The organism is Paenibacillus piri, assembly GCF_004354045.1.
Lineage (GTDB): Bacteria > Bacillota > Bacilli > Paenibacillales > NBRC-103111 > Paenibacillus_S > Paenibacillus_S piri.
Genome location: NZ_SMRT01000001.1, coordinates 1 through 19,691, shown reverse-complemented (window position 1 = coordinate 19,691; position 19,691 = coordinate 1). Strand labels below are relative to the sequence as shown.

Genomic DNA, 19,691 nt, shown 5'->3' with positions numbered 1-19,691 from the left:
GAAGTTCGATCTTGCCGGCCGCTTTCCATAATGCCATTATTTGTTGCTTTTCTTGATATCTTCAATTTTCGTTTTAGCGGTTTGAATCGTTTTATCCAAATCCTGCTTGCCGGTCAAATACAGCTCGACCTGGTTCAAAAATTCTTTTTCCTGCTGCAGTGCATACGTAGGAGGAATAACCAGCTTCGTCGCTTTGTTCACTTTCAGCGTGTTCAGCAAGGACTCTTTGTCGATCAAAGCGGATTGCTCCGGTTTGCCCGTGCTCAAAATCGCGTCGACGTTTTTGTTCAGATCCGCTTTTTTCCAGCCGGAGAAAAACAGGCCTTGCGTTTGAATACCTTCGGTTGTATACCATCTGACGAAATCATAAGCTTCCTGCTTATGCTTGGAGGATGCGGCTACGCCCATGAAGTCCGCGCCGACCAACGTGTAGCCGTTCGGATCCTTCGCGTCCGCCTTCGGATATGGGGCAAATACCGTTTTGAACTTGCCGTTCAGCGCCAATTCGCCTACCATCCAGTTGCCTGTAGCCAGCATAGCCGATTTACCGCCGTAATACACATCGCGGTAGTTCATTTTTTGCGATACGACTTCATAATAAGGAACCGATGTTTTGTCCACGTTTTCCATCTTGTTGCGCAGTTCCAGGGATGTGCGGACTTTCGGGTTGTCGATATTTTCCGAGCCGTCGGATTTCACGATATACGAGTTGTCGACATCGTTATTTTGCAGCAGCTGCGCGTAGTCCTTCCATGTGTGGAAGTAGGAGCCGTACGTTTTGCTTGGACCGTCTCCCTTGGTCAGCTTTTTCGCATATTCGGCGTAATCGTCCCAGGTCCAATCGGTCGGAACCGGCAGCCCTGCTGCGTCCAGCTTATCTTTGTTCAGCATAACGAACCATTCGATCATTTTGCCGGGCAGCGCATAATATTTGCCGTTCACGGCCGGGTCGATCTTGTATTCGTCTTTGACGACCACGTTATCTTTTTTCAAATAATCGTCAAGCGGCTCCAAAATGCCGGCGCCGACGCGCTGCGCGAAATCGGAAGCGCTCGAGTACATGACGACGTCCATTTGATCGCCGGAAGCGGCCAACAGGTCCAGCTTCTTCATCCCTTCCTGGGAATCGCCTTTCTCAGACATGCTCTCATAAACCACTTTCACGTTCGGATGCGTTTTGTTGTAAGCTTCTACGGTTGCGTTCCAATTGCCCTGAGGCTCGGTATACCAACCCTGCACCTTAATCGTGACCGGCGCATTGGCGGAGCCAGCCGCGCCGCCCGCGTTATTGCCTGGCGCTGCGTTATCTTTGCCGCTGCCGCAGCCGGCGAGCGCTGTCGTTGTCAACAGGACACCGCTTAGTACGAGCATACTTTTTTTCATATAAACCCCTCCGTATCGGAATTGTAGTGTAAATTTTTTGTAACCCTTTACAGACTCGATGTTATCAGATGCCCGAATCGGACATCAGTCAATTTTTTAACCTGTTGCACTCTTTTTTTGACTTATTGCAGAAATCGTACCAAAATGCCAAGCCCTTAGCCTTTGACCCCGCCCATCGAAATCCCTTCGATAACATGCTTTTGTCCGATAATGAAGATGATCAGGAGCGGCAAAATGGCGGAAACCATACCTGCCATAATCAGGGAGTATATAGCCCCGTTCAAATCGGCAAAAGACTGGATGCCTAGCTGAAGCGTAAATAAATCTTTCGTTTTCAGGAAAATGAGCGGATTCTGGTAATCGTTCCATGTCCAAATAAAGCGCAAAATCGCATATGTGGCAATAGCCGGACGAACCAGCGGCGTACAAACGGAGAAGAAGATACGGAAATGTCCCGCTCCGTCGATTTTAGCCGATTCGATATATTCGTCGTGAATCCCCATATAAAACTGCCGCAGCATGAACGTGCCCAGCACGCTGAATGCGCCAAGCAAGACAAGGCCGAGATGGGTATCGAACAATCCGATCCAGCGCATCAGCAAAAATTGCGGCACCAGAATCGCCTGATTCGGAATCATATAGATGACAAGCACGAGAATGAACAGCGCATTGCTGCCGCGGAACTTGATTTTCGCGAAGGCGTACGCCGACATTGCGGCGAACAGCACCGACAGCACCGTCGTTTCGACCGTTATCTTGATGGAGTTCCAATAGTAAAGCGGAAATTTGGTTGTCGTCCAGACGGTCGTATAGTTTTCAATCGCATTCCAATGCTTCGGAATCCATTCGATCGGAAAGACGAAAACGTCGGTTTCCGGCTTCAACGATGCGGAAATCATCCATAGAAACGGCGACATAAATAGGATACCCAAACCACACATAATTATGGTAATTATCGTTTTTTTCCAAATCTTCATATCGGGTCCCCTCCTTCTCTGTTTAATAATTGACCCATTTACGTTGACCGTACCACTGGATAAGCGTAATCAACAGAACGAAAATGAGCAGTACGATGGCCATTGCGGAAGCGTAGCCGGTTTGCAGATTGATGAAAGCTGTTTCGTAGAGACGGTATACGACCACATTCGTCGAGTTGGCGGGTCCGCCGCCGGTTAGCACGGCGATAATGTCGAATACTTTGAACGAGCCGATAATGCCGGTAACAAGCAGAAAAAAAGTCGTCGGCGACAACAGAGGCACCGTAATGCTGAAAAACTGCTTCCACTTTGAAGCGCCGTCGATGTCCGCGGCCTCGTACAGATCGTTCGGAATCGACTGCAGGCCGGCCATGAAAATAATCATGTTGTACCCGATGTTTATCCATACCATAAGCCCCATTACACAGTACAGCGCAACGTCGGCGTCGGCAATCCACTTCGGCGGATGGGCCATTCCAAGCGACATGAGCATCTGGTTAACCGGTCCGTAGGTCGGGTGGAACAGCACCTGGAACACGATCGCTACGGCGACGATACTCGAAATGTACGGAATGAAATAAATGACTTTGAACAAGCCCTTCAAATAAACCTTCTTATCGATGACTACCGCCAGCAGCAGCGAAACCGCTAAAGTGACAGGCACCACGATGATTAGAATGACGTTATTTTTGAGCGACAGCTTAAATACACTGTCATGCATAAGCTTGACAAAGTTGTCGAAGCCGAGAAATTTCATTTTGGAGAAGCCGGCAACAAAGTTCCAATCCGTGAAGCTTAGGAAAAAGGAGGCCAGGATCGGAAACAGCGTCAGCACAAATAGTCCGAGCAGCATCGGGCTTACGAATAAGTAACCCGCCAGATCCTCGCGCCACTGCATAGAGCTTCTTTTTTTATGGCCTGCCGTTGGCAATGGTTGTCCGCCCGATTGTGTATCAGTAGCCATGAAATTCACCCCATGTCGTATTTTTCTCTAGTCTACCCTTTGCATTGGCGGGACATAAGAAATAAAATTAACCGATTTGAATAAAGTTTTAACCTTGGGTTTGGAAGGTTTGGTTGTGTCAAAGGCCCGATCGGCGAAAAAAAAGGCCGTCTGCATTGCGAATTTCTCGCGTTACGCAGACAGCTCTTTGGATTGGATGTATAGACCCTAACCTGCCGGTTTGGCCCTTGATGCTCTCAGCACGACTGACTCAACAGTTCGACAAACTTAATATCCGCCGGCGCGAACTGGAATTCTTTCAGTTCTTTTATCCGAACCCAGCGGTAATCATCATGATCGATCAGTTCAATCGTTCCACCGGTAAATCGCGCCCTATAAGCAATCAGATGAATATGGAGGTCGCCGTAGCGGTGATCGTTCGTGCTCAATTGCTCGTAGGGCGCGATCTCGATCCTCATCTCTTCCATCAGCTCCCGTTTCAGGCAGGCTGCGGGATCCTCCCCCTCCTCCAGCTTCCCGCCCGGAAATTCCCATAACCCTTCTTGAGACTTCCCTTTGCGGCGCCTTGCAATCAGGATGAAGCCCTCGTCATTCTCAATAATGGCTGCTGCGACTTTGATCATGTCGGGCATGCGTCAATCCGCAATAGGCCGCAGGTTGAAATCGGAAAATTCCCGCGTCAGAAAAAATTTGTATTTGTCGCCGCGGTAATAAGAATTTTTATATTCAAGCGGCTGCTGCTGATCATAAACGATGGAGGTGACGAGCAGAATCGGGGAGCCGACGGCAATTTTCAATATGCCTGATAAGTTCTCGTCAGATACGGTCGATTCAAACGTCTGCTCGACATGCGTAGGAGCGACGGCCGTTTCCATGTACAAATCCAGGGTAGAGAACGGAACTTTATGGTCGACAGCCTTTTGAGCAGATTCCAATATGCGTTGACCGATGTGCATACTGAAATAGCTGTCATAATAAACAACCGGCTCCTCATTGCCGAACCCGATCAGTTGAATATTGGTGATTTGCTCAAGCATGCTTACATTTAACAAACGGGAATAGAACAAATTATTAGGGATCGTTTCCGCTTTATACAACTGGGTGGAAGCCATAAAGCCCTGCTTCACCAAGGTTTGCTGGAAATTGTTGATGTTGCTGAGCTTTTGCTCGATTTTCGTGCCGGCTACGTAGGTTCCTTTCCCCTGGGTCCGGTAGAGCAGCCCTTCGTTTGCGGCGGCGGCGATCGCTTGGCGCACGGTAATTCTGCTGACGCCATAGGCTTCGCACAGCTCCCGTTCGGAAGGGATTTGTTGGTCCGGCTCAAGCTTCCCTTCATTGATCTGCTGCGCGATCAAATTTTTTAACTGCTCATATAGAGGAATCTGAGTATTGCGATCCAACAATGGATTTCATCTCCTTTATAAGTTGAAAAGAATATATAGGTTTTTATACATTGCTTCGCACAACCTTGATAAGCGCGCACACCCCTATGGATGGAGAAGCCGTTTAACCCGGGCTATGACAGGTTATATCATTTGCATACTACTATATTATGAAAAATGAAGCGGATTTGCAAACTATTTCCTTAATTTAACTGAAAACAGATGCGTCCCAAAAAATAATGTCACCTATTGTAACATAAAATCCCGCTCATTATTTGTAAGCGATGTCAATTTCCAATGAAAGCGCAACCTAATTATAAATTGAAATTGATTGTAAGACCGTTGGAAGAATATCTCACATTTTTATGGTTGACATTACATGATATTACCAGTAATATGTCTTTATCAGCACAAAATATTAATTATCGATTAGGGGGATTCGGGTGAAAAAAATTTCTCGTCTGCTTACATCTTCTTTACTGGTATTAAGCTTGGCTGTCGGCTGTTCGAACAACGGTTCCAAAAGCACTGATAATCCAAATGATAAGGCAAGCACCGCTTCAACCAATGAAAGCGCTTCTGTACTGGTCGGGATTAAGGGTCCGGTATTGAGTTTGGATCCTGCGAATTACCGCGACCGCTTGACGGAATCCGTACTCAGGAATGTGTTTGACGGTTTGGTAACGGTGGATGAGAAAGGGGTTATTAAACCGGCCATCGCTGAATCGTGGGAAAATACGACCCCGACGGAATGGGTGTTCAAGCTTCGAAAGGATGTCAAGTTTCATGATGGGACCGCTTTGAAGGCGGAGGATGTCAAATTTACGTTCGACCGTATTTTAAAAGAAAACGGCATCGACGGAAAAACATCACCGCGCAAGGGCTTGCTGGAAGGCGTCAAAGAAGTGCAGGTTGTGGATGACTATACAGTCAAATTTGTATTGAACAATCCTTGGCCGATCCTGCTTACGATGCTTCCGCTGCAGCAAATTATACCGAAGGCTTATGCGGAGAAAGTCGGAGATAAAGGCTTGGCGGAGAAACCGGTCGGCGCGGGTCCGTTCAAGCTGGTCAAAGCCAAGATGGATGAAAGAATCGAGATGGCCCGCTTTGACGACTATTACGGCGGCGCGCCCAAAATTAAAAATTTGGCATTCGACGTCATCCCGGAGGCTTCGTCCCGAATAGGCGCGTTAAAAGCGGGCGAGGTGCAGCGGATTCACGATTTGTCCCCTTCCCTATCCAAAACGCTGATGGCCGATCCGGAAATTGATGTCAAAACCGTCGAAGGTACGCGGGTGTACATGCTGCAGATGAATGTGCAGAAAGCTCCGTTCGATAATGTCAAGGTTCGTCAAGCCATGAATCATGCGGTCAATATGGATGCCATCATCGATAAAATTTTGAACAACTATGCGACCCGCCTGGCCGGACCGATGCTCAGCAACGCATTCGCCCTCGATACTTCGCTCAAACCGTATGAGTACAGCCCTGAAAAAGCGAAGCAGCTGCTGGCGGAAGCGGGATACCCGAAGGGATTCCCGGTCGTGATCGATTCGGATGCGAACAACAAGGAAGTGGCGGAAGCCGTAGCCGCCCAACTGCGCGACAGCGGAATCGAAGCGAGTACCCGCGTATGGGACGTCGGCGTATTGAAGCCGATGCTGCTTAAGGGAGAGCGGCAGATGTTCATGGGAGACTGGGGCAATTCCACGCTCGATCCGTTCGATTTCCTGAATCCTAACTTTATTACGAAAGACAGAGCCAATTACAGCCAGTACAGCAACCCGCGCGTTGACGAACTGCTGAAGCAAGGCGCAACCGAGATTGATGCGGAAAAGCGCAAAGCGATTTATAAAGAAGCGCAGCAGTTGATTTATAAAGATGCTCCGTGGGTGTTCGGTTTCTCCAAGAAAGAAATAGAGGCCGGGGTTAAGAAGTTGCAGGGCTGGTCTCCTACGCCGGACGGAAGCTTGTACATGTCCAAAGCGAGCGTCAGCAAATAACGGAGGGGGAATCATTCCCCTTCCCCTTCCATTAAGAAAGGAGTGAGCTAGCGTATATGCGCTCTGTCAAGATTCTGGAACGTATATTGGGAACAATCCCCATTATGATCGGCGTAGCCTTGGTTGTATTTATATTTATGCGGTTTACACCGGGCGATCCGATCGATTTGATGATGGGCAATTCGGGGAATGTCAGCCAGCAGGAAGTGGATAATCTAAGGGCGCAGTTTAATCTTGACCAACCGATCTACGTCCAGCTCAAGGAATATTTGGGCAATCTTGTGCAAGGCGATCTGGGCGAATCTTTCAAAAAGCGGAGACCGGTCGCGGAGCTGATCGGCGAGACGCTGCCTGCGACCATCGAGCTTGCTTTGGCCGCTTGTCTGTTCTCCATGATCGTGGGGATTCCGATCGGCATTTACTCGGCGTTGAAACAGAACAGCCTTATCGATAGAGCCAATATGGGAACCGCTTTCTTGGGTATATCCATGCCCCCGTTTTGGCTAGGCATCGTACTCATGTTTATTTTTTCGGTTTCTCTGGGATTCACCCCGGTTAAAGGAAGGCTTGATTTCGGAATCGATATTCAGCATATTACCGGTTTATACATGATCGACAGCGTATTGACGGGCAATTGGGAAGGCTTCAGAAACGCCTTCATGCATTTGCTGCTTCCGGCAGTTACTTTAGGCGCGGCGATGGCGTCCATTATTTCCCGCATTACGCGGTCCAGCATGTTGGAAGTATTGCAAATGGATTATGTCACATTGGCGCGGGCCAAAGGGTTAAAAGAATCGAAAGTGATTTTGAAGCATGCGCTGCGAAACGGATTGATCCCTACCGTAACGGTGATCGGCCTGGAGATCGGGGCTCTGCTGGGCGGAAATATGATTGTGGAAACGGTATTCGGATGGCCGGGGCTCGGAAGGCTCGCCGTAGAGAGCATTTTTAACCGGGATTATCCGCTCGTTCAAGGTGTTGTCATGTTTTATGCTTTTACATTCGTGCTCGCCAACTTAATTGTAGACGTCGTTTATACTTATTTAAATCCGAAGCTGCGCATGTAACGATTACCGACGGGGAGGTCAACAATTTTGAGCACTAGCAGGTATGCTGAAACGAACGATGCGGGACTGAGCCTGTCATCCGGCAAATTGACGAACTTGCTGAACGGAAGCAAAGATTTTATCAAAAGATTGTCCAAGCATCCTTCGGCAATGAGCGGCGGGATTATTATCGTTATCTATATTTTGGTCGCCGTTTTTGCGCCGGTGATTGCCCCGCACAGCCCCTATGCAGGAGATTTGGCGGACAGATTGAAGCCTCCCGCATGGATTGAAGGCGGCCAGTGGAGCCATTTATTCGGGGCGGACGAACAAGGAATGGATTTGTTATCCCGTATTCTTTACGGTGCCCGTATTTCCATTGTGATCGGATTGCTGGCAACCGCGATCTCGATTGCCATCGGTACGGTACTGGGTTTGATCAGCGGTTATTACCGGGGTTGGTTTGACACGGTTGTTTCACGGTTTGCGGATTTATTGCTTGCATTCCCCTTCCTTATTTTTGCCATTGGAATGATGGCTTTTTTGGGGCCGGGCTTTAACAACTTGATTCTCGCCTTAACGTTTAAAGGATGGGTAGAGTTTTTCCGGATTATTCGCGGTGAAGTCATGGTCGAAAAAACGAAGGAATATGTTGAAGCCGCCAAAGCTCTTGGCAGACCGGGCATTGCCATTATGGTCAAAGAAATATTGCCTAATATTATTCATTCGGTTGTCGTACTGGGAACGCTCCGTTTCGGTTACATGATGATTATGGAAGCCTCTTTAAGCTTTCTCGGGCTGGGCATTCAACCGCCTACACCCGCATGGGGCTCGATGATTGCGACCGGACGTGAATATATGCTGAATGCTTGGTGGGTTTCGACGATACCGGGCATCTTTCTGGTCATCCTTGTATTGAGCATCAATTTGTTGGGCGAAGGATTGCGCGATATTACGGATCATCGTTTAAAAGCGAAATAATGGCAGCGGGAAAGGAGGCCGGAATATGCTGGAAATTAACAATTTGACGATTGGATACGCGACTGCCGGCGGAGTTGTTAAGGCCGTGAATGAAGTCAATTTTTCAGTCAAGCCCGGACAGATTGTCGGCCTTGTCGGTGAATCGGGCTGCGGCAAGAGCACTGCGTTGTTCTCCATTATGGGATTGATTAAAAGTCCCGGTAAAATCGTAGGCGGCGAAATCATTTATAACGGCCAAAATCTTGCCAATAATACAGCCGAGCAATGGAGAAACATTCGGGGAAAAGAAATCGCCATGATTTTTCAGGACCCTATGACGACGTTGAATCCCGCTTATAAAGTCGGCAATCAAATCCGGGAAGTGCTGCAAACGCATCGCGTCATCGAACCGAAGAAAAAGGGCTGGCTGCAGCGGTTCAACCTGAAGCAGCAAGAAAAGGAACGGGTTCTGACCTTAATGCGGGAGGTCGGCATTTCGGCGCCGGAGCAGCGCTATGAGTCGTATCCGCACGAATTCAGCGGCGGCATGCAGCAGCGGATCCTGATTGCAATGGGATTGGCCTGCAACCCGAGCTTGCTGCTGGCGGATGAGCCGACGACAGCGCTCGATGTGACGATCCAGGCGCAAATATTGGATTTGCTGAAGCGGATCAATAAAGAACACGGCACAAGCATGATTATTGTGACGCATGATCTGGGGATGGCGGCGGAATTCTGCCACGAAGTAGCCGTCATGTATGCCGGGCAAATTGTGGAGCGCGGGCCTACGGACCTGATTATTGAAAATCCGAAGCATCCGTATACGCAAGGACTGCTGAAATCGATTCCGCACATTACGAATACGCGGCAAAAGATAGAGCCGATTCCCGGCACCGTTATCGATTTGACGAAGCTGGGCAACGAATGCGCCTTTATGGCCCGCTGCCCGCATGCGGGAGCGGCCTGCCACAAGCATATATCCATGACTCAGATCAATGAAGAGCATCAAGTCCGTTGTGCATTGTACGAGAGAGGAAGTGAAGCCAGTGGCCTCCAGCAAGCAGCCGGTCACCTCTGATATTGGCGGCAGCAGTCGGCAAGAGCCGTTAATCCGTGTACAAAATGTAAAAAAACATTACAGGCAGAACGCCTCCTTCCTGGAGAAGATGTTGGCGCGCCAAAAAGACAAGGTCGTCTACGCCGTCGACGATGTCAGCTTTGACATTTATCCGGGTGAAACGTTGGGGCTGGTCGGCGAAAGCGGCTGCGGTAAATCGACGCTCGGACGGACGGTCATCCAGCTTCACGAAGCTACGGAAGGCCGTATATTGTACCGCAATCAGGATGTTTCCAAATTGAGCGGAGACGATCTGCACAAATATCGGCAAAAAAATCAAATTATTTTTCAGAATCCGTATGCTTCCCTGAATCCCAGAAAAACAGTCCGCGACATTATTAAGGTGGCGCTGGTGAGCAGAGGCATCACGAAGCATTCCGATCAGGAGGCCGAGCTTAGGCAGCTGATCGAGCAGGTCGGCTTGTCGCAGCGTCATCTGGACAATTATCCGCATCAGTTCAGCGGCGGGCAGCGCCAGCGGATCGGGATTGCCAGAGCTTTGGCCATGAAGCCCGATTTCATTGTCGCCGACGAACCGGTGTCCGCACTGGATGTATCTGTCCAAGCCCAGATTGTCAATTTGCTGGAAGAGCTTCAAGAGCAGTATGAACTCACCTTTCTGTTCGTAGCGCACGACTTGAGCGTCGTTCACTATGTCAGCGACAGAGTGGCCGTCATGTATTTAGGGCAGCTGATCGAATTGGCGGAGACGACGGAGCTGTTTAATAACCCGCAGCATCCGTATACGCAGGCTCTGCTGTCGTCGATCCCGGTTGTGAACAAAAGTGAAAGAAGAGAGCGAATTATTTTACAAGGCAGTGTCTCGACTCCATTGGAGCAGCCTAAAGGATGTTTGTTTCAAAACCGCTGTATGCACAGAATCGGCGATATATGCAGTCAGGAAAGACCGAAATGGGTGGAGCATAACGGTCATGGAGTCGCATGCCATCTCATCCGCTGAGCCGGATGAGTCTCCATGGCGCAGACATCCAGAGCCGGGCGTCTGCAAGCCGGGATCGCGCAGCGGGAGCCTCGATGGTCGGGGGCATTCTGCGAACTGTACTTTTGCGGCATGAAATCTATGGCATGAACCTGTCTGAATTGAGAATCTGTGGATGTTAAACCAGGGGTTGACAGGCGGGAAAGAATGAGCTAGGATTGGTGCATAACAACTGGTTATAACAAGTAATAACAACTTAGTGAGGTGGATACTGCAATGAGCACAAACAAACAACTACGCATCATTAGTCCGAACGGTCACCTGGGCTTTGCTCCTACAAAAGAAGAAAGCTTCAAGCTGGGGGCGGCAACGAAGCCGGATTACTACTGCTGCGATTCAGGAAGCGACGATATCGGCCCCGCTCCGCTTGGCGCGGACAAATCGGTCGGAATGTACGACTGGCAGGTGCATGATTTGGAGCTCATGCTGCTGGCGGCCAGAGAGCAAGGCGTCCCGATGATCATCGGTTCGTCGGGAGATACAGGCTCGAACAGCCGCGTTGATATGTACGTGCAGATTATTAAAGATTTGGCCAAGAAGCATAGTCTGGCGAACTTCAAGCTGGCCTATTTTTACTCGGAGGTGGATAAAGAGTATGTCCGCGGCAAAATCCGGGACGGCGTTCAGATTGAAGGATTGGATGGCAGAAGCAGCCTGACACTCTCCGAGCTCGATAAGACAGACCGGATTGTCGCCGTTGCCGGCGTGCACCCGTTCATCAAAGCGTTGGATATGGGAGCGGACGTCATTATCGGCGGACGTTCGAGCGATGCGGCCATCTTTGCGGCCCCTGCCATTCGCGAAGGTTACCCGGAGCATCTGTCCTACTATTTGGGCAAGGTGCTGGAATGCGCTTCCTTCTGCGCCGAACCGTATGCAGCCAAAGAATCCGTGATCGGAACTATTTCGCATGAAGATGTAAAAGTGACGGCGATGCACCCGGATCAACGTTGTACCGTAGCTTCTGTCGCAGGACACGCGATGTATGAAAGATCGAACCCGTTCTTTGAATATTTTGCCGGCGGTATGCTGGATATGACCAATTGTCATTATGAGCAGTACGATGAAAAAACATGCCGCATTACCGGACCCGAGTTCGTTCCCATCGACGGCAAGATCAAGGTTAAGCTGGAAGGCGCGGGCAAGGTTGGCGAGAAGTACATCGGTATTGCCGGAATTCGCGATCCCTACTCCATTAAACATATAGACAAAGTAATCGAATGGTCTAAAAATCAGGTGGCCGAGATGGCTGCAGGCAGAGAATATTTTATCGATTATAAAATTTTCGGCAAAGACGGCGTCATGGGCGAGATGGAGCCGGTCAAAGATTTTAAATCGCATGAGCTTTGCGTAGTCGTTGAAGGCGTAGCCGAGACGAAGGAACTGGCCGAGCAGGTTACTTTGATGGCTACCCGGCAAATTTTTTATGCCAGACTTCCCGAGGTGAAAGGTACGGCGGGAACGGCCTCGTTCGTCGTGGATGAAATGCTCAGATGTACGCCTGCGTACGAATGGACGCTGAACCATGTCATCCCGGTCGACGATCCGCTGGAGCTGTTCGATGTACGCATGATCGAGGTTGGCAACTAACAGGAAGAACATTACGGGAGGGAATCACCTTGGAATCCAAGAAACTGATTGATTTGGCAAAGACGATCCGCAGTAAAAATGCCGGTACCGATAAAATCACCTTCGACATCATTTTTCGCGAACGTCAAAACTACGAGCTGGTCAAAAACAGCGGACGCATTACAAAAGCGGCGATGGCCGCCCTATACAGCTTGCCTGAAGATCGAATTTGCGATTTTGTGGAATACGATCCTGCATTCGCCATTAAATTTACCATATACCGTTCTGCGCCAAGCGGCAGCCCCGGCGAGAGAGACATCTTCGGCTGCCAGCAATATGCTCCGCTTCTGGATATCGAAATACCTGTGAATTAAATTCAATTTATATTTGGAGGGAATGTCCATGTCATTCATTCAAACACAAGCAGGTTATAAGGTTGTTGCACATCCGGGTCATAAGCGTCTGTACCACATCGAGCTCGACAACGGCGTTATTCGGCAGTTTTTACAGGAATACGGTACGACAAACGTTCAGCATCTTGAATATACCCCCTACTTCCGCTACATTATGGCAGGCAAGCTGCGCGAATTGCTGGGGCACAGCTTTCTCGAAACCGTGCGCGGCATCTTGAATGACCGTGAGTCCGGCGGCTTTACGATCGGTGTTCAGGGACAAACGGCGAAGCTGGACGATTATGTGAAGTTCGGCACTGCCGTTTCCCACCTGGTCGGTCCGGCCAATTTCGACGCGATGTCGGGTACGTACTATGCGAGATTTGTTGTCAAAGACACGGATAACAGCGATTCGTACTTGCGTCAGGCATACCGCTTGTTTACTTTGCATACGGACGGCACTTTCGTCGATGAGCCTACGGACTGGCTGCTGATGATGAAGATGGAGGAAAGAAATGCGGTAGGCGGCGAATCGCGGCTGCTTCATCTCGACGATTGGGAGGAGCTGGATCAATATGCGAACCATCCGTTAGCCAGCCACAAGTTCACCTACAAATCGCCGTCGAGTAAAAATGTGTCGCAAACGGTTCATCGTGAAACCTTTTTCAAAGTAAACAATAAACCGTGTATTTGCTTTATCGACCAATTCGCTTATCCTGAGAGTATAGAACAGTCCGAATATTTGATGAATATGTCCGAGGCGCTGGAAGCCAGCCCCGCAACCGGAGCTCTCTCCCTGCCGGAAGGCGATCTGGTCATGCTGAACAACCTGTTCTGGATGCATGGGCGCGCGGCGTTCGAGAAGAACACGGAGCTGTACAGGGAATTGATGCGTATTCGCGGGGAGTTCGCCCGGTCGTAACATTATTTACAAGTTGGAGTTGATGGGGATGTATGATTACATCATCATAGGCGGAGGGATCGTAGGTCTCTCCACCGCGATGGCTCTGTTAGACAGCGATCCGAATTTGAAGCTGCTCGTCATGGAAAAGGACGACACTTGGGCCAAGCAGCAGACCGGCCATAACAGCGGCGTGATCCATTCCGGTATTTATTACAAGCCGGGGAGCTTCAAAGCCAGATTCGCCCGAGAAGGCAACTTATCGATGGTCGAATTTTGCCGGAAATACGGCATCGAGCATGATTTATGCGGGAAAGTGATTGTCGCTACTCATAAAGAAGAGCTGCCGCTGTTGAATAACTTGTACAAGCGGGGCATCGATAACGGTCTCGCTATTTCCAGAATCAGCACCGAAGAGCTCGCAGAGATCGAGCCTCATGTCCGAGGGCTTGGCGCGATTCGCGTGCCTGCGGCGGGCATCGTGAATTATAAGCAGGTATCGGAAACGTTCGCGGCGATTATCGAACAACGGGGCGGCGAGCTGCTGCTCAATACGAAAGCTGGACGCATTAAGGAAAGCGGCGATCAAGTCGCGATCGAAACGAACCGCGGATCGTTTACGGCCAGGAAGATGATCAATTGCGCAGGGCTCCATAGCGACCGGATTGTCCGGAGCACAGGCATGGTGCCGGATATGAAGATCGTCCCTTTCCGCGGCGAATATTATGAATTGGTTCCGGAGAAACGGCATCTGGTCAAGCATCTGATTTATCCGGTTCCCAACCCTTCGTTCCCTTTCCTCGGCGTTCATTTTACAAGAATGATCGGAGGGCATGTGGAAGCGGGGCCGAACGCCGTCCTCAGCTTCAAGCGCGAAGGCTACCGGAAAACCGACTTTTCCATCCAGGATTTTGCCGAAACGATGAGCTACCCGGGCTTTTGGAAGCTGGCGGGGAAGTATTGGAAGGAAGGGATGAATGAAATGGTCCGTTCCTTCAGCAAAGCGGCTTTTGTGAGCAGTCTTCAGCAGCTTATTCCGGAAATCGAAGGCAAGGATCTCATCCCGGCTCCGGCCGGGGTAAGGGCTCAAGCCTTAAAACCGGATGGCGGTCTGGTGGACGATTTTCATATTGTTCACGGGAAAAACAGCGTCCATGTCTGCAATGCCCCGTCTCCGGCCGCTACAGCGTCAATCCAGATCGGCAAGTTTATAGCCAACAATCTTCATTATTAGCTGCCGGACGTCATTTCGCACTCATTATTTATTTTACGGATCGTCGTTGTTCAAGGAAAATAAAGTACTGGACAGAAAACAGCGGAAGCCTGGACGAGAAGTCCTAGACTGCCGCTGTTTTGTTGAACAAACGTTCTCCCGTTAGTGCAACAAAGCCCCTGATTTCAGTCCCGTTGGTTCAAAGCTGTTCTTTTCATGTGGTTATTCATTACGAAACCGTAGTTTTAACTTTCTTACATGAGTCTCCATTATATCATCCATACTGACATGATACATATTAGCCAGAATAATCAGGTTGCTGAGTACATCTCCCAGTTCCTCTGTCAGTTCCTGCTTTAATTCCTCTGTTCGTTTAGTTGTTTCGTCGGGACGATCTCTACCGATTTCTAGAGAACGAACCACTCTTGCGACTTCTCCTGCCTCTTCCATTAAAAATCCCATTCGAATGAATGGACCATAATCTGCCCATCCCCTTTTTTGATAAAAGTTTTCTACCCATTGTTGAAATTCCTTCGTATCCATCTTTTCACTTCCACATCTATATGTAGTAACATATATATAATATCACAACAACATATAGTAGAAGAGGATAGTATGAGAAAAATTTTTTCAAAAAAAGGATTTGTGGAGACTACTATTTCGGCAACTGGCAAGCATATCGGAAATTCCCGATGAAGCCCCTCGTCAGAGTCTCAATACGGTTATTGATTCGTTGTTGAAGATTTCGCCGTTGTCACGGAAGCCGAAGCTTTCATAAAGCTTTTTGGCAGCGACGTTATCGGGTTTATAAGGGATCCAGCAGTAATGTGCTTGCCCTGCCGGAAAGGTGCGGATAAATTCCAAGATTTTTTTCATGGCTTCCCAACCATAACCCCGGTTCTGGTATTGCTTGTCAATCATCAGTCGCATGATGCAATAGTTGTCATCTGCGATTGACGGTTCTTCGTATCCGGTGATTCCATAAGCCAACATAACAAAACCAACCGGCTGCTCATCCGAGTAAATTGCAAACGGAAATGGATGTCCCCCGTTGGTTGCAAGGACATAGCACGAAGCCACACTTGACAGATTGGACGCAACAAAGCGCCGTTGTTCTTCAGCCCTACGCTCCAAAACCTCACCATTCTTCAAATGTACGACTGCCTTCCACTCCTGGTCGCCGGGACGCACCTTCCAAGCTAATTGCCTCCAGTTAGAGTCGAAGTTGACAGTAAACGGTTCCACGTAATTGGTGTATACCAGTTCGCCATAACAATAAAAAACGACAAAGTCGATGGTTTCCGGATACAGGCTGGCGAGACGAACCCAACGCTGTCCTTCAAATTCCATCTCCGGCTCTAGACCTTGCAGGTAGAATCGATCTCCTTCTGAAATAGCAAATGCAATTAGTGGTAACCGAGTTTTCCCTGTTATTTTTTGTGAATATAGGAAATTAATTGTATGCTTTCTTCTTATTTTTTTGCTGATTAAAAGGCTATAATTACACTTATTGGACAACTCTAACTGTAATGGAGTCGTCAATAATTAAGTTTTTAAAAGGAGAACCGATCCAATGGAGGCTTCATTATTGAGTGCTCTGGGAATTTCGTTCCTGCTTGTTGCCATATTAACCCCTTTATTAATTTGGGGGTTACGCAGTTTGAATCTAACGCAACCAATTAGGGCGGTGCTGCCTCCGGAACATCAGGCCAAACGTGGCACTCCACTTATGGCAGGTATTATCCTACTTGTTGGAGTAGTAACATCGATGTACTTCCATCCAAAACCATTGGTTCTTTTTATTGGAACAACTTTTGCTTTATTTAGTCTATTAGGCTTTATGGACGATTTTAAGAAGGCAGCTTTTCAGGACCCTTCAGGTATATCCGGGAAAACAAAACTGATATTTCAATTCGCATTTACAACCATTTTGCTTATTGTACTTCTATTCCAGTTCAATTTAAGTTCAGAAATTTTTGTATTGAAGGGATTCTCAATCAACCTGCCAATTTCCGTTTATCTAGTTCTAACGATGTTATTTATTGTAGGGTCAGCCAATGCAATAAATTTTACGGATGGGCTCGACGGACTACTTATAAATGTGGCAATTCCAACATTCTTTTTCTTCTTTGCGATATCGGAGAAAATTGAAGTCCAGAGTTTTTCACTAGTGATGATTGGCAGTTTGTTAGGGCTATTTATATATAATATTTATCCTGCGAAAGCATTTATGGGAGATACAGGCTCTCTTGCGATTGGAGGATCTCTCGCCTTTTTAGCTGTTATAGAAAAGGTCGAGATTTTGATCCCCATATTATTTTCGGTTTATCTGGCCGAGCAGTTATCCGTTATGCTGCAAGTATGGTATTACAAGAAAACTAAACTGAGGATATTTAGAATGGCACCCATTCATTATCACTTTAGCTTGAAATATGGATGGAGTGAAAATAAAATCGTCATGGTTTTTGGATTCATCTCTTGGTTATCAGCATTCATATCCTGGCTTATATGGAAGTACATATTATAGTGTAAAATGACCAGAGAGCGCATTAGCTTCTATGGTCATTCTGCTAGACCAGAACATGTCCGGTGAAAATAACGCAATTGACTGACGCTTTATTATTCAACTATCGTATCCGTTAGCGTAATGACCTAGCATTTTCTATGACCGGTTAATTCAGCATTTCTTTAAATTCCTTATGCATAACGTTACTTTTTCAAAAAACGCATACAGCGGCGCAGCCGGCGAGCATTCACGTTTGGGCGCTGAGCGCATATCCTATCGGGAAAGGATTTTGATTCGCGGAGGCATCGACAGTGGGATACTACGTAACGGTAGAGCCGGGGGTAAAGCTCTACGTGGAAGACATCAACCCGGCAGGAAGCAAGACGATCGTGTTTCTTCATGGCTGGCCGCTCAACCATGACCAGTTCGAATATCAGTTCGACGTACTGCCGGGCATGGGCTACCGCTGTATCGGCATCGACTGGCGTGGCTTCGGCAAGTCGGATCGGCCCTACGGCGGCTATAATTTAGATCGGCTTGCGGACGATATCCGCGCCGTCGTCGAGGAGCTGCAATTGAAAGATTTCGTGCTCGCCGGACATTCAACCGGAGGCGCGATCGCGATCAAATACGTCGTACGGTACAATGGCGGCGGCGTATCCAAGCTCGTGCTGATCGACGCAGCGGCGCCGCGCGGCTTCACCAAGGAGACGGCCGCACAGCTGCTGAAGGAGACGTTGAACGACCGGGCGAACATGATGCTCGGTGTGACGGACATTTTCTTCTTCCGGTACATCACCAAGCCATTCTCGGACTGGTTCAATCGGATGGGCATGCAGGCCGCCGGCTGGTCGACGGCCGCGATCATCGTCATGCTGCGAGACTTCGATTTGAATGCCGACCTGTCTCGCATCCAGTTGCCGACGCTAATCGTGCATGGTATTCACGACCAGGTCATTCCGTTCAGCCAGGCGGAGGAGATGCATCGGAAAATTCCCCATTCGCGGCTCGTGCCGTTCATGTACAGCGGCCACGGCTCGTTCTACGACGAACGCGACAAGTTCAATCAGCTGATGCGGGAGTTCGTAGGGACTGCGCGGTGATGAACGCCTCACCGCAGGAACCGCAAGAGCATGACGACAGGCAAGCTGAGAAAACGACAGCCTTTATGCCGGCTGCCGTTTCTTCGAGTTTATCCGATTACGACTTATCGGATAAAAACAGCTGCCCCAGCAGCTGCTATCGTGCTATCGTTCTTCGTAGCTTAATGTAGGGAGTCCCTATTTGCCGCAACCGGTCGCCGTAGTAAGGTATGATTTAACCCCTCTTCCCTTCGGGATCGAGGGCTTTTATTTTAGAGTAAAATGCCAAATAGACGGTTCAATGAATGCAACCGTCTACTCAGCAGTTAGAAAGGAGGGGGTCAGCTGGGGATGACCTTGATCATATCTTATGTAAATCTTACAAATATGGAACGATATATATTCCCTTACAAAAGCCTGATTTTCTGAACAGTCCAATCTCGAAACACCATAAATCCATAAAATACACAAGCTAGATAGAAAGGAGGCTGAAACTATGAGCGATTTGGGAGGTATTGGACGTAGCTGTGGCGGTTTCTTTACTTCAACTGGTGTGATTCTGGTGTTGTTTATTCTCCTTGTTATCGTTTCCCGTTCTTGGATCTAACAATGTGAGTAATAGTCATGCTACGAGTCATTTTATTAGGGGATAAGGATATAATTAGTTACGGATATTAAATCACGATACCCGTGTAATTAATATCCTCCGCACCCTCAAAACCCTCTTTCCTTCGGGAGAGGCCACTGAAAAAGTCCGTATCATCTATAAGAGGTACAGTCCCTCAAGAAAATTGAGCAGGCTGTGCCTCTTTTCGCTTATAATTAAAGCATCATGAAGAGCGGGTGATCGAATGATTCGGCAACAACAATTAATGGTTTTAAGTCCATATGCAAGGTTATATGACATCGTCGTGCCAAAGGACAATATGTTGCGCCAAATCAACGATCTGGTGGACTTTACTTTCATATACGATGAATTGAAAGATAAATACTGTTTAGACAACGGTCGCAATGCGATCGATCCGATCCGCATGTTCAAGTATCTCCTATTAAAAGCCATATTCGAGTTGTCTGACGTAGATATCGTCGAGCGCTCTCGGTATGACTTGTCGTTTAAATACTTTCTCGACATGGCGCCGGAGGACCCGGTCATCGATCCGAGTTCGCTGACGAAATTCCGCAAGTTGCGGTTA

The 19,691-nt window shown here is 48.5% G+C and carries 20 protein-coding genes; 13 read left to right on the top strand and 7 right to left on the bottom strand.

Translation table 11 applies throughout. The features are described from left to right. Nucleotides 1-36: 36 nt before the first annotated feature. The 5 genes from E1757_RS00100 to E1757_RS00080 all read right to left on the bottom strand — a co-directional run bounded on the left by E1757_RS00100 (nucleotide 37) and on the right by E1757_RS00080 (nucleotide 4,727). Nucleotides 37-1,383, bottom strand: a complete 1,347-nt coding sequence (locus E1757_RS00100; RefSeq protein WP_133224785.1) for an ABC transporter substrate-binding protein — start codon at nucleotides 1,381-1,383, stop codon at nucleotides 37-39. Nucleotides 1,384-1,538: 155 nt separating this feature from the next. Then, nucleotides 1,539-2,360, bottom strand: a complete 822-nt coding sequence (locus E1757_RS00095) for a carbohydrate ABC transporter permease (RefSeq protein ID WP_133224784.1) — start codon at nucleotides 2,358-2,360, stop codon at nucleotides 1,539-1,541. Between the two features lie 22 nt (nucleotides 2,361-2,382). Continuing rightward, entirely contained in the window at nucleotides 2,383-3,324 is a 942-nt protein-coding gene (locus E1757_RS00090) for a carbohydrate ABC transporter permease (protein ID WP_133224783.1), read from the bottom strand. 236 nt (nucleotides 3,325-3,560) lie between these two features. Next, nucleotides 3,561-3,947 (bottom strand): (deoxy)nucleoside triphosphate pyrophosphohydrolase, encoded by a 387-nt coding sequence (locus tag E1757_RS00085; protein ID WP_133224782.1) that lies wholly within the window; start codon nucleotides 3,945-3,947, stop codon nucleotides 3,561-3,563. A gap of 12 nt (nucleotides 3,948-3,959) precedes the next feature. Then, nucleotides 3,960-4,727, bottom strand: a complete 768-nt coding sequence (locus E1757_RS00080; RefSeq protein WP_133224781.1) for a GntR family transcriptional regulator — start codon at nucleotides 4,725-4,727, stop codon at nucleotides 3,960-3,962. Between the two features lie 422 nt (nucleotides 4,728-5,149). Here E1757_RS00080 and E1757_RS00075 point away from each other — a divergent pair, with 422 nt between their 5' ends. The 9 genes from E1757_RS00075 (at nucleotide 5,150) to lhgO (ending at nucleotide 14,931) form a co-directional block, all read left to right on the top strand. Beyond that, nucleotides 5,150-6,712, top strand: a complete 1,563-nt coding sequence (locus E1757_RS00075) for an ABC transporter substrate-binding protein (protein ID WP_133224780.1) — start codon at nucleotides 5,150-5,152, stop codon at nucleotides 6,710-6,712. 56 nt (nucleotides 6,713-6,768) lie between these two features. After that, entirely contained in the window at nucleotides 6,769-7,779 is a 1,011-nt protein-coding gene (locus tag E1757_RS00070; protein WP_133224779.1) for an ABC transporter permease, read from the top strand. Nucleotides 7,780-7,806: 27 nt separating this feature from the next. Continuing rightward, entirely contained in the window at nucleotides 7,807-8,739 is a 933-nt protein-coding gene (locus E1757_RS00065) for an ABC transporter permease (protein ID WP_246078948.1), read from the top strand. A 25-nt stretch (nucleotides 8,740-8,764) separates the two neighbouring features. Beyond that, complete coding sequence (locus E1757_RS00060; protein WP_133224778.1) at nucleotides 8,765-9,796, top strand: ABC transporter ATP-binding protein; 1,032 nt, start codon at nucleotides 8,765-8,767, stop codon at nucleotides 9,794-9,796. Beyond that, nucleotides 9,765-10,796, top strand: a complete 1,032-nt coding sequence (locus E1757_RS00055) for an ABC transporter ATP-binding protein (RefSeq protein WP_281282473.1) — start codon at nucleotides 9,765-9,767, stop codon at nucleotides 10,794-10,796. Before E1757_RS00060 ends, E1757_RS00055 begins: the two co-directional genes overlap by 32 nt. 255 nt (nucleotides 10,797-11,051) lie before the next feature. Beyond that, nucleotides 11,052-12,425 carry an acyclic terpene utilization AtuA family protein gene (locus tag E1757_RS00050; RefSeq protein ID WP_133224776.1) on the top strand — a complete coding sequence of 458 codons (1,374 nt, stop codon included), beginning with the start codon at nucleotides 11,052-11,054 and terminating at the stop codon, nucleotides 12,423-12,425. Nucleotides 12,426-12,454: 29 nt separating this feature from the next. Beyond that, entirely contained in the window at nucleotides 12,455-12,778 is a 324-nt protein-coding gene (locus E1757_RS00045; protein ID WP_133224775.1) for a DUF4387 domain-containing protein, read from the top strand. 22 nt (nucleotides 12,779-12,800) lie between these two features. Further along, nucleotides 12,801-13,718 carry a glutarate dioxygenase GlaH gene (gene glaH / locus E1757_RS00040; RefSeq protein WP_425464808.1) on the top strand — a complete coding sequence of 306 codons (918 nt, stop codon included), beginning with the start codon at nucleotides 12,801-12,803 and terminating at the stop codon, nucleotides 13,716-13,718. 28 nt (nucleotides 13,719-13,746) lie between these two features. Then, a complete protein-coding gene (gene lhgO, locus E1757_RS00035; RefSeq protein ID WP_133224773.1) occupies nucleotides 13,747-14,931 on the top strand; it encodes an L-2-hydroxyglutarate oxidase in 1,185 nt (394 codons plus the stop codon). 201 nt (nucleotides 14,932-15,132) lie between these two features. On the opposite strand, the gene E1757_RS00030 is transcribed toward lhgO, so the two are convergent. Then, nucleotides 15,133-15,453, bottom strand: a complete 321-nt coding sequence (locus E1757_RS00030) for a MazG nucleotide pyrophosphohydrolase domain-containing protein (protein ID WP_133224772.1) — start codon at nucleotides 15,451-15,453, stop codon at nucleotides 15,133-15,135. Nucleotides 15,454-15,615: 162 nt separating this feature from the next. Then, the gene (locus tag E1757_RS00025) at nucleotides 15,616-16,062 is read right to left on the bottom strand and encodes a GNAT family N-acetyltransferase (protein WP_133225632.1); all 447 of its coding nucleotides are present in this window, start codon (nucleotides 16,060-16,062) and stop codon (nucleotides 15,616-15,618) included. 421 nt (nucleotides 16,063-16,483) lie between these two features. Between E1757_RS00025 and mraY the strand changes: the two genes are divergently transcribed. The 4 genes from mraY to E1757_RS00005 all read left to right on the top strand — a co-directional run. After that, complete coding sequence (mraY, locus tag E1757_RS00020; RefSeq protein ID WP_133224771.1) at nucleotides 16,484-17,437, top strand: phospho-N-acetylmuramoyl-pentapeptide-transferase; 954 nt, start codon at nucleotides 16,484-16,486, stop codon at nucleotides 17,435-17,437. Between the two features lie 290 nt (nucleotides 17,438-17,727). After that, nucleotides 17,728-18,519 (top strand): alpha/beta fold hydrolase, encoded by a 792-nt coding sequence (locus E1757_RS00015; RefSeq protein ID WP_133224770.1) that lies wholly within the window; start codon nucleotides 17,728-17,730, stop codon nucleotides 18,517-18,519. A 475-nt stretch (nucleotides 18,520-18,994) separates the two neighbouring features. Further along, the gene (locus E1757_RS00010; RefSeq protein WP_133224769.1) at nucleotides 18,995-19,105 is read left to right on the top strand and encodes a sporulation protein YjcZ; all 111 of its coding nucleotides are present in this window, start codon (nucleotides 18,995-18,997) and stop codon (nucleotides 19,103-19,105) included. Nucleotides 19,106-19,349: 244 nt separating this feature from the next. Beyond that, nucleotides 19,350-19,691, top strand: a 342-nt coding sequence (locus E1757_RS00005; protein ID WP_133224768.1) for a transposase, incomplete at its 3' end; no start/stop codon positions are given.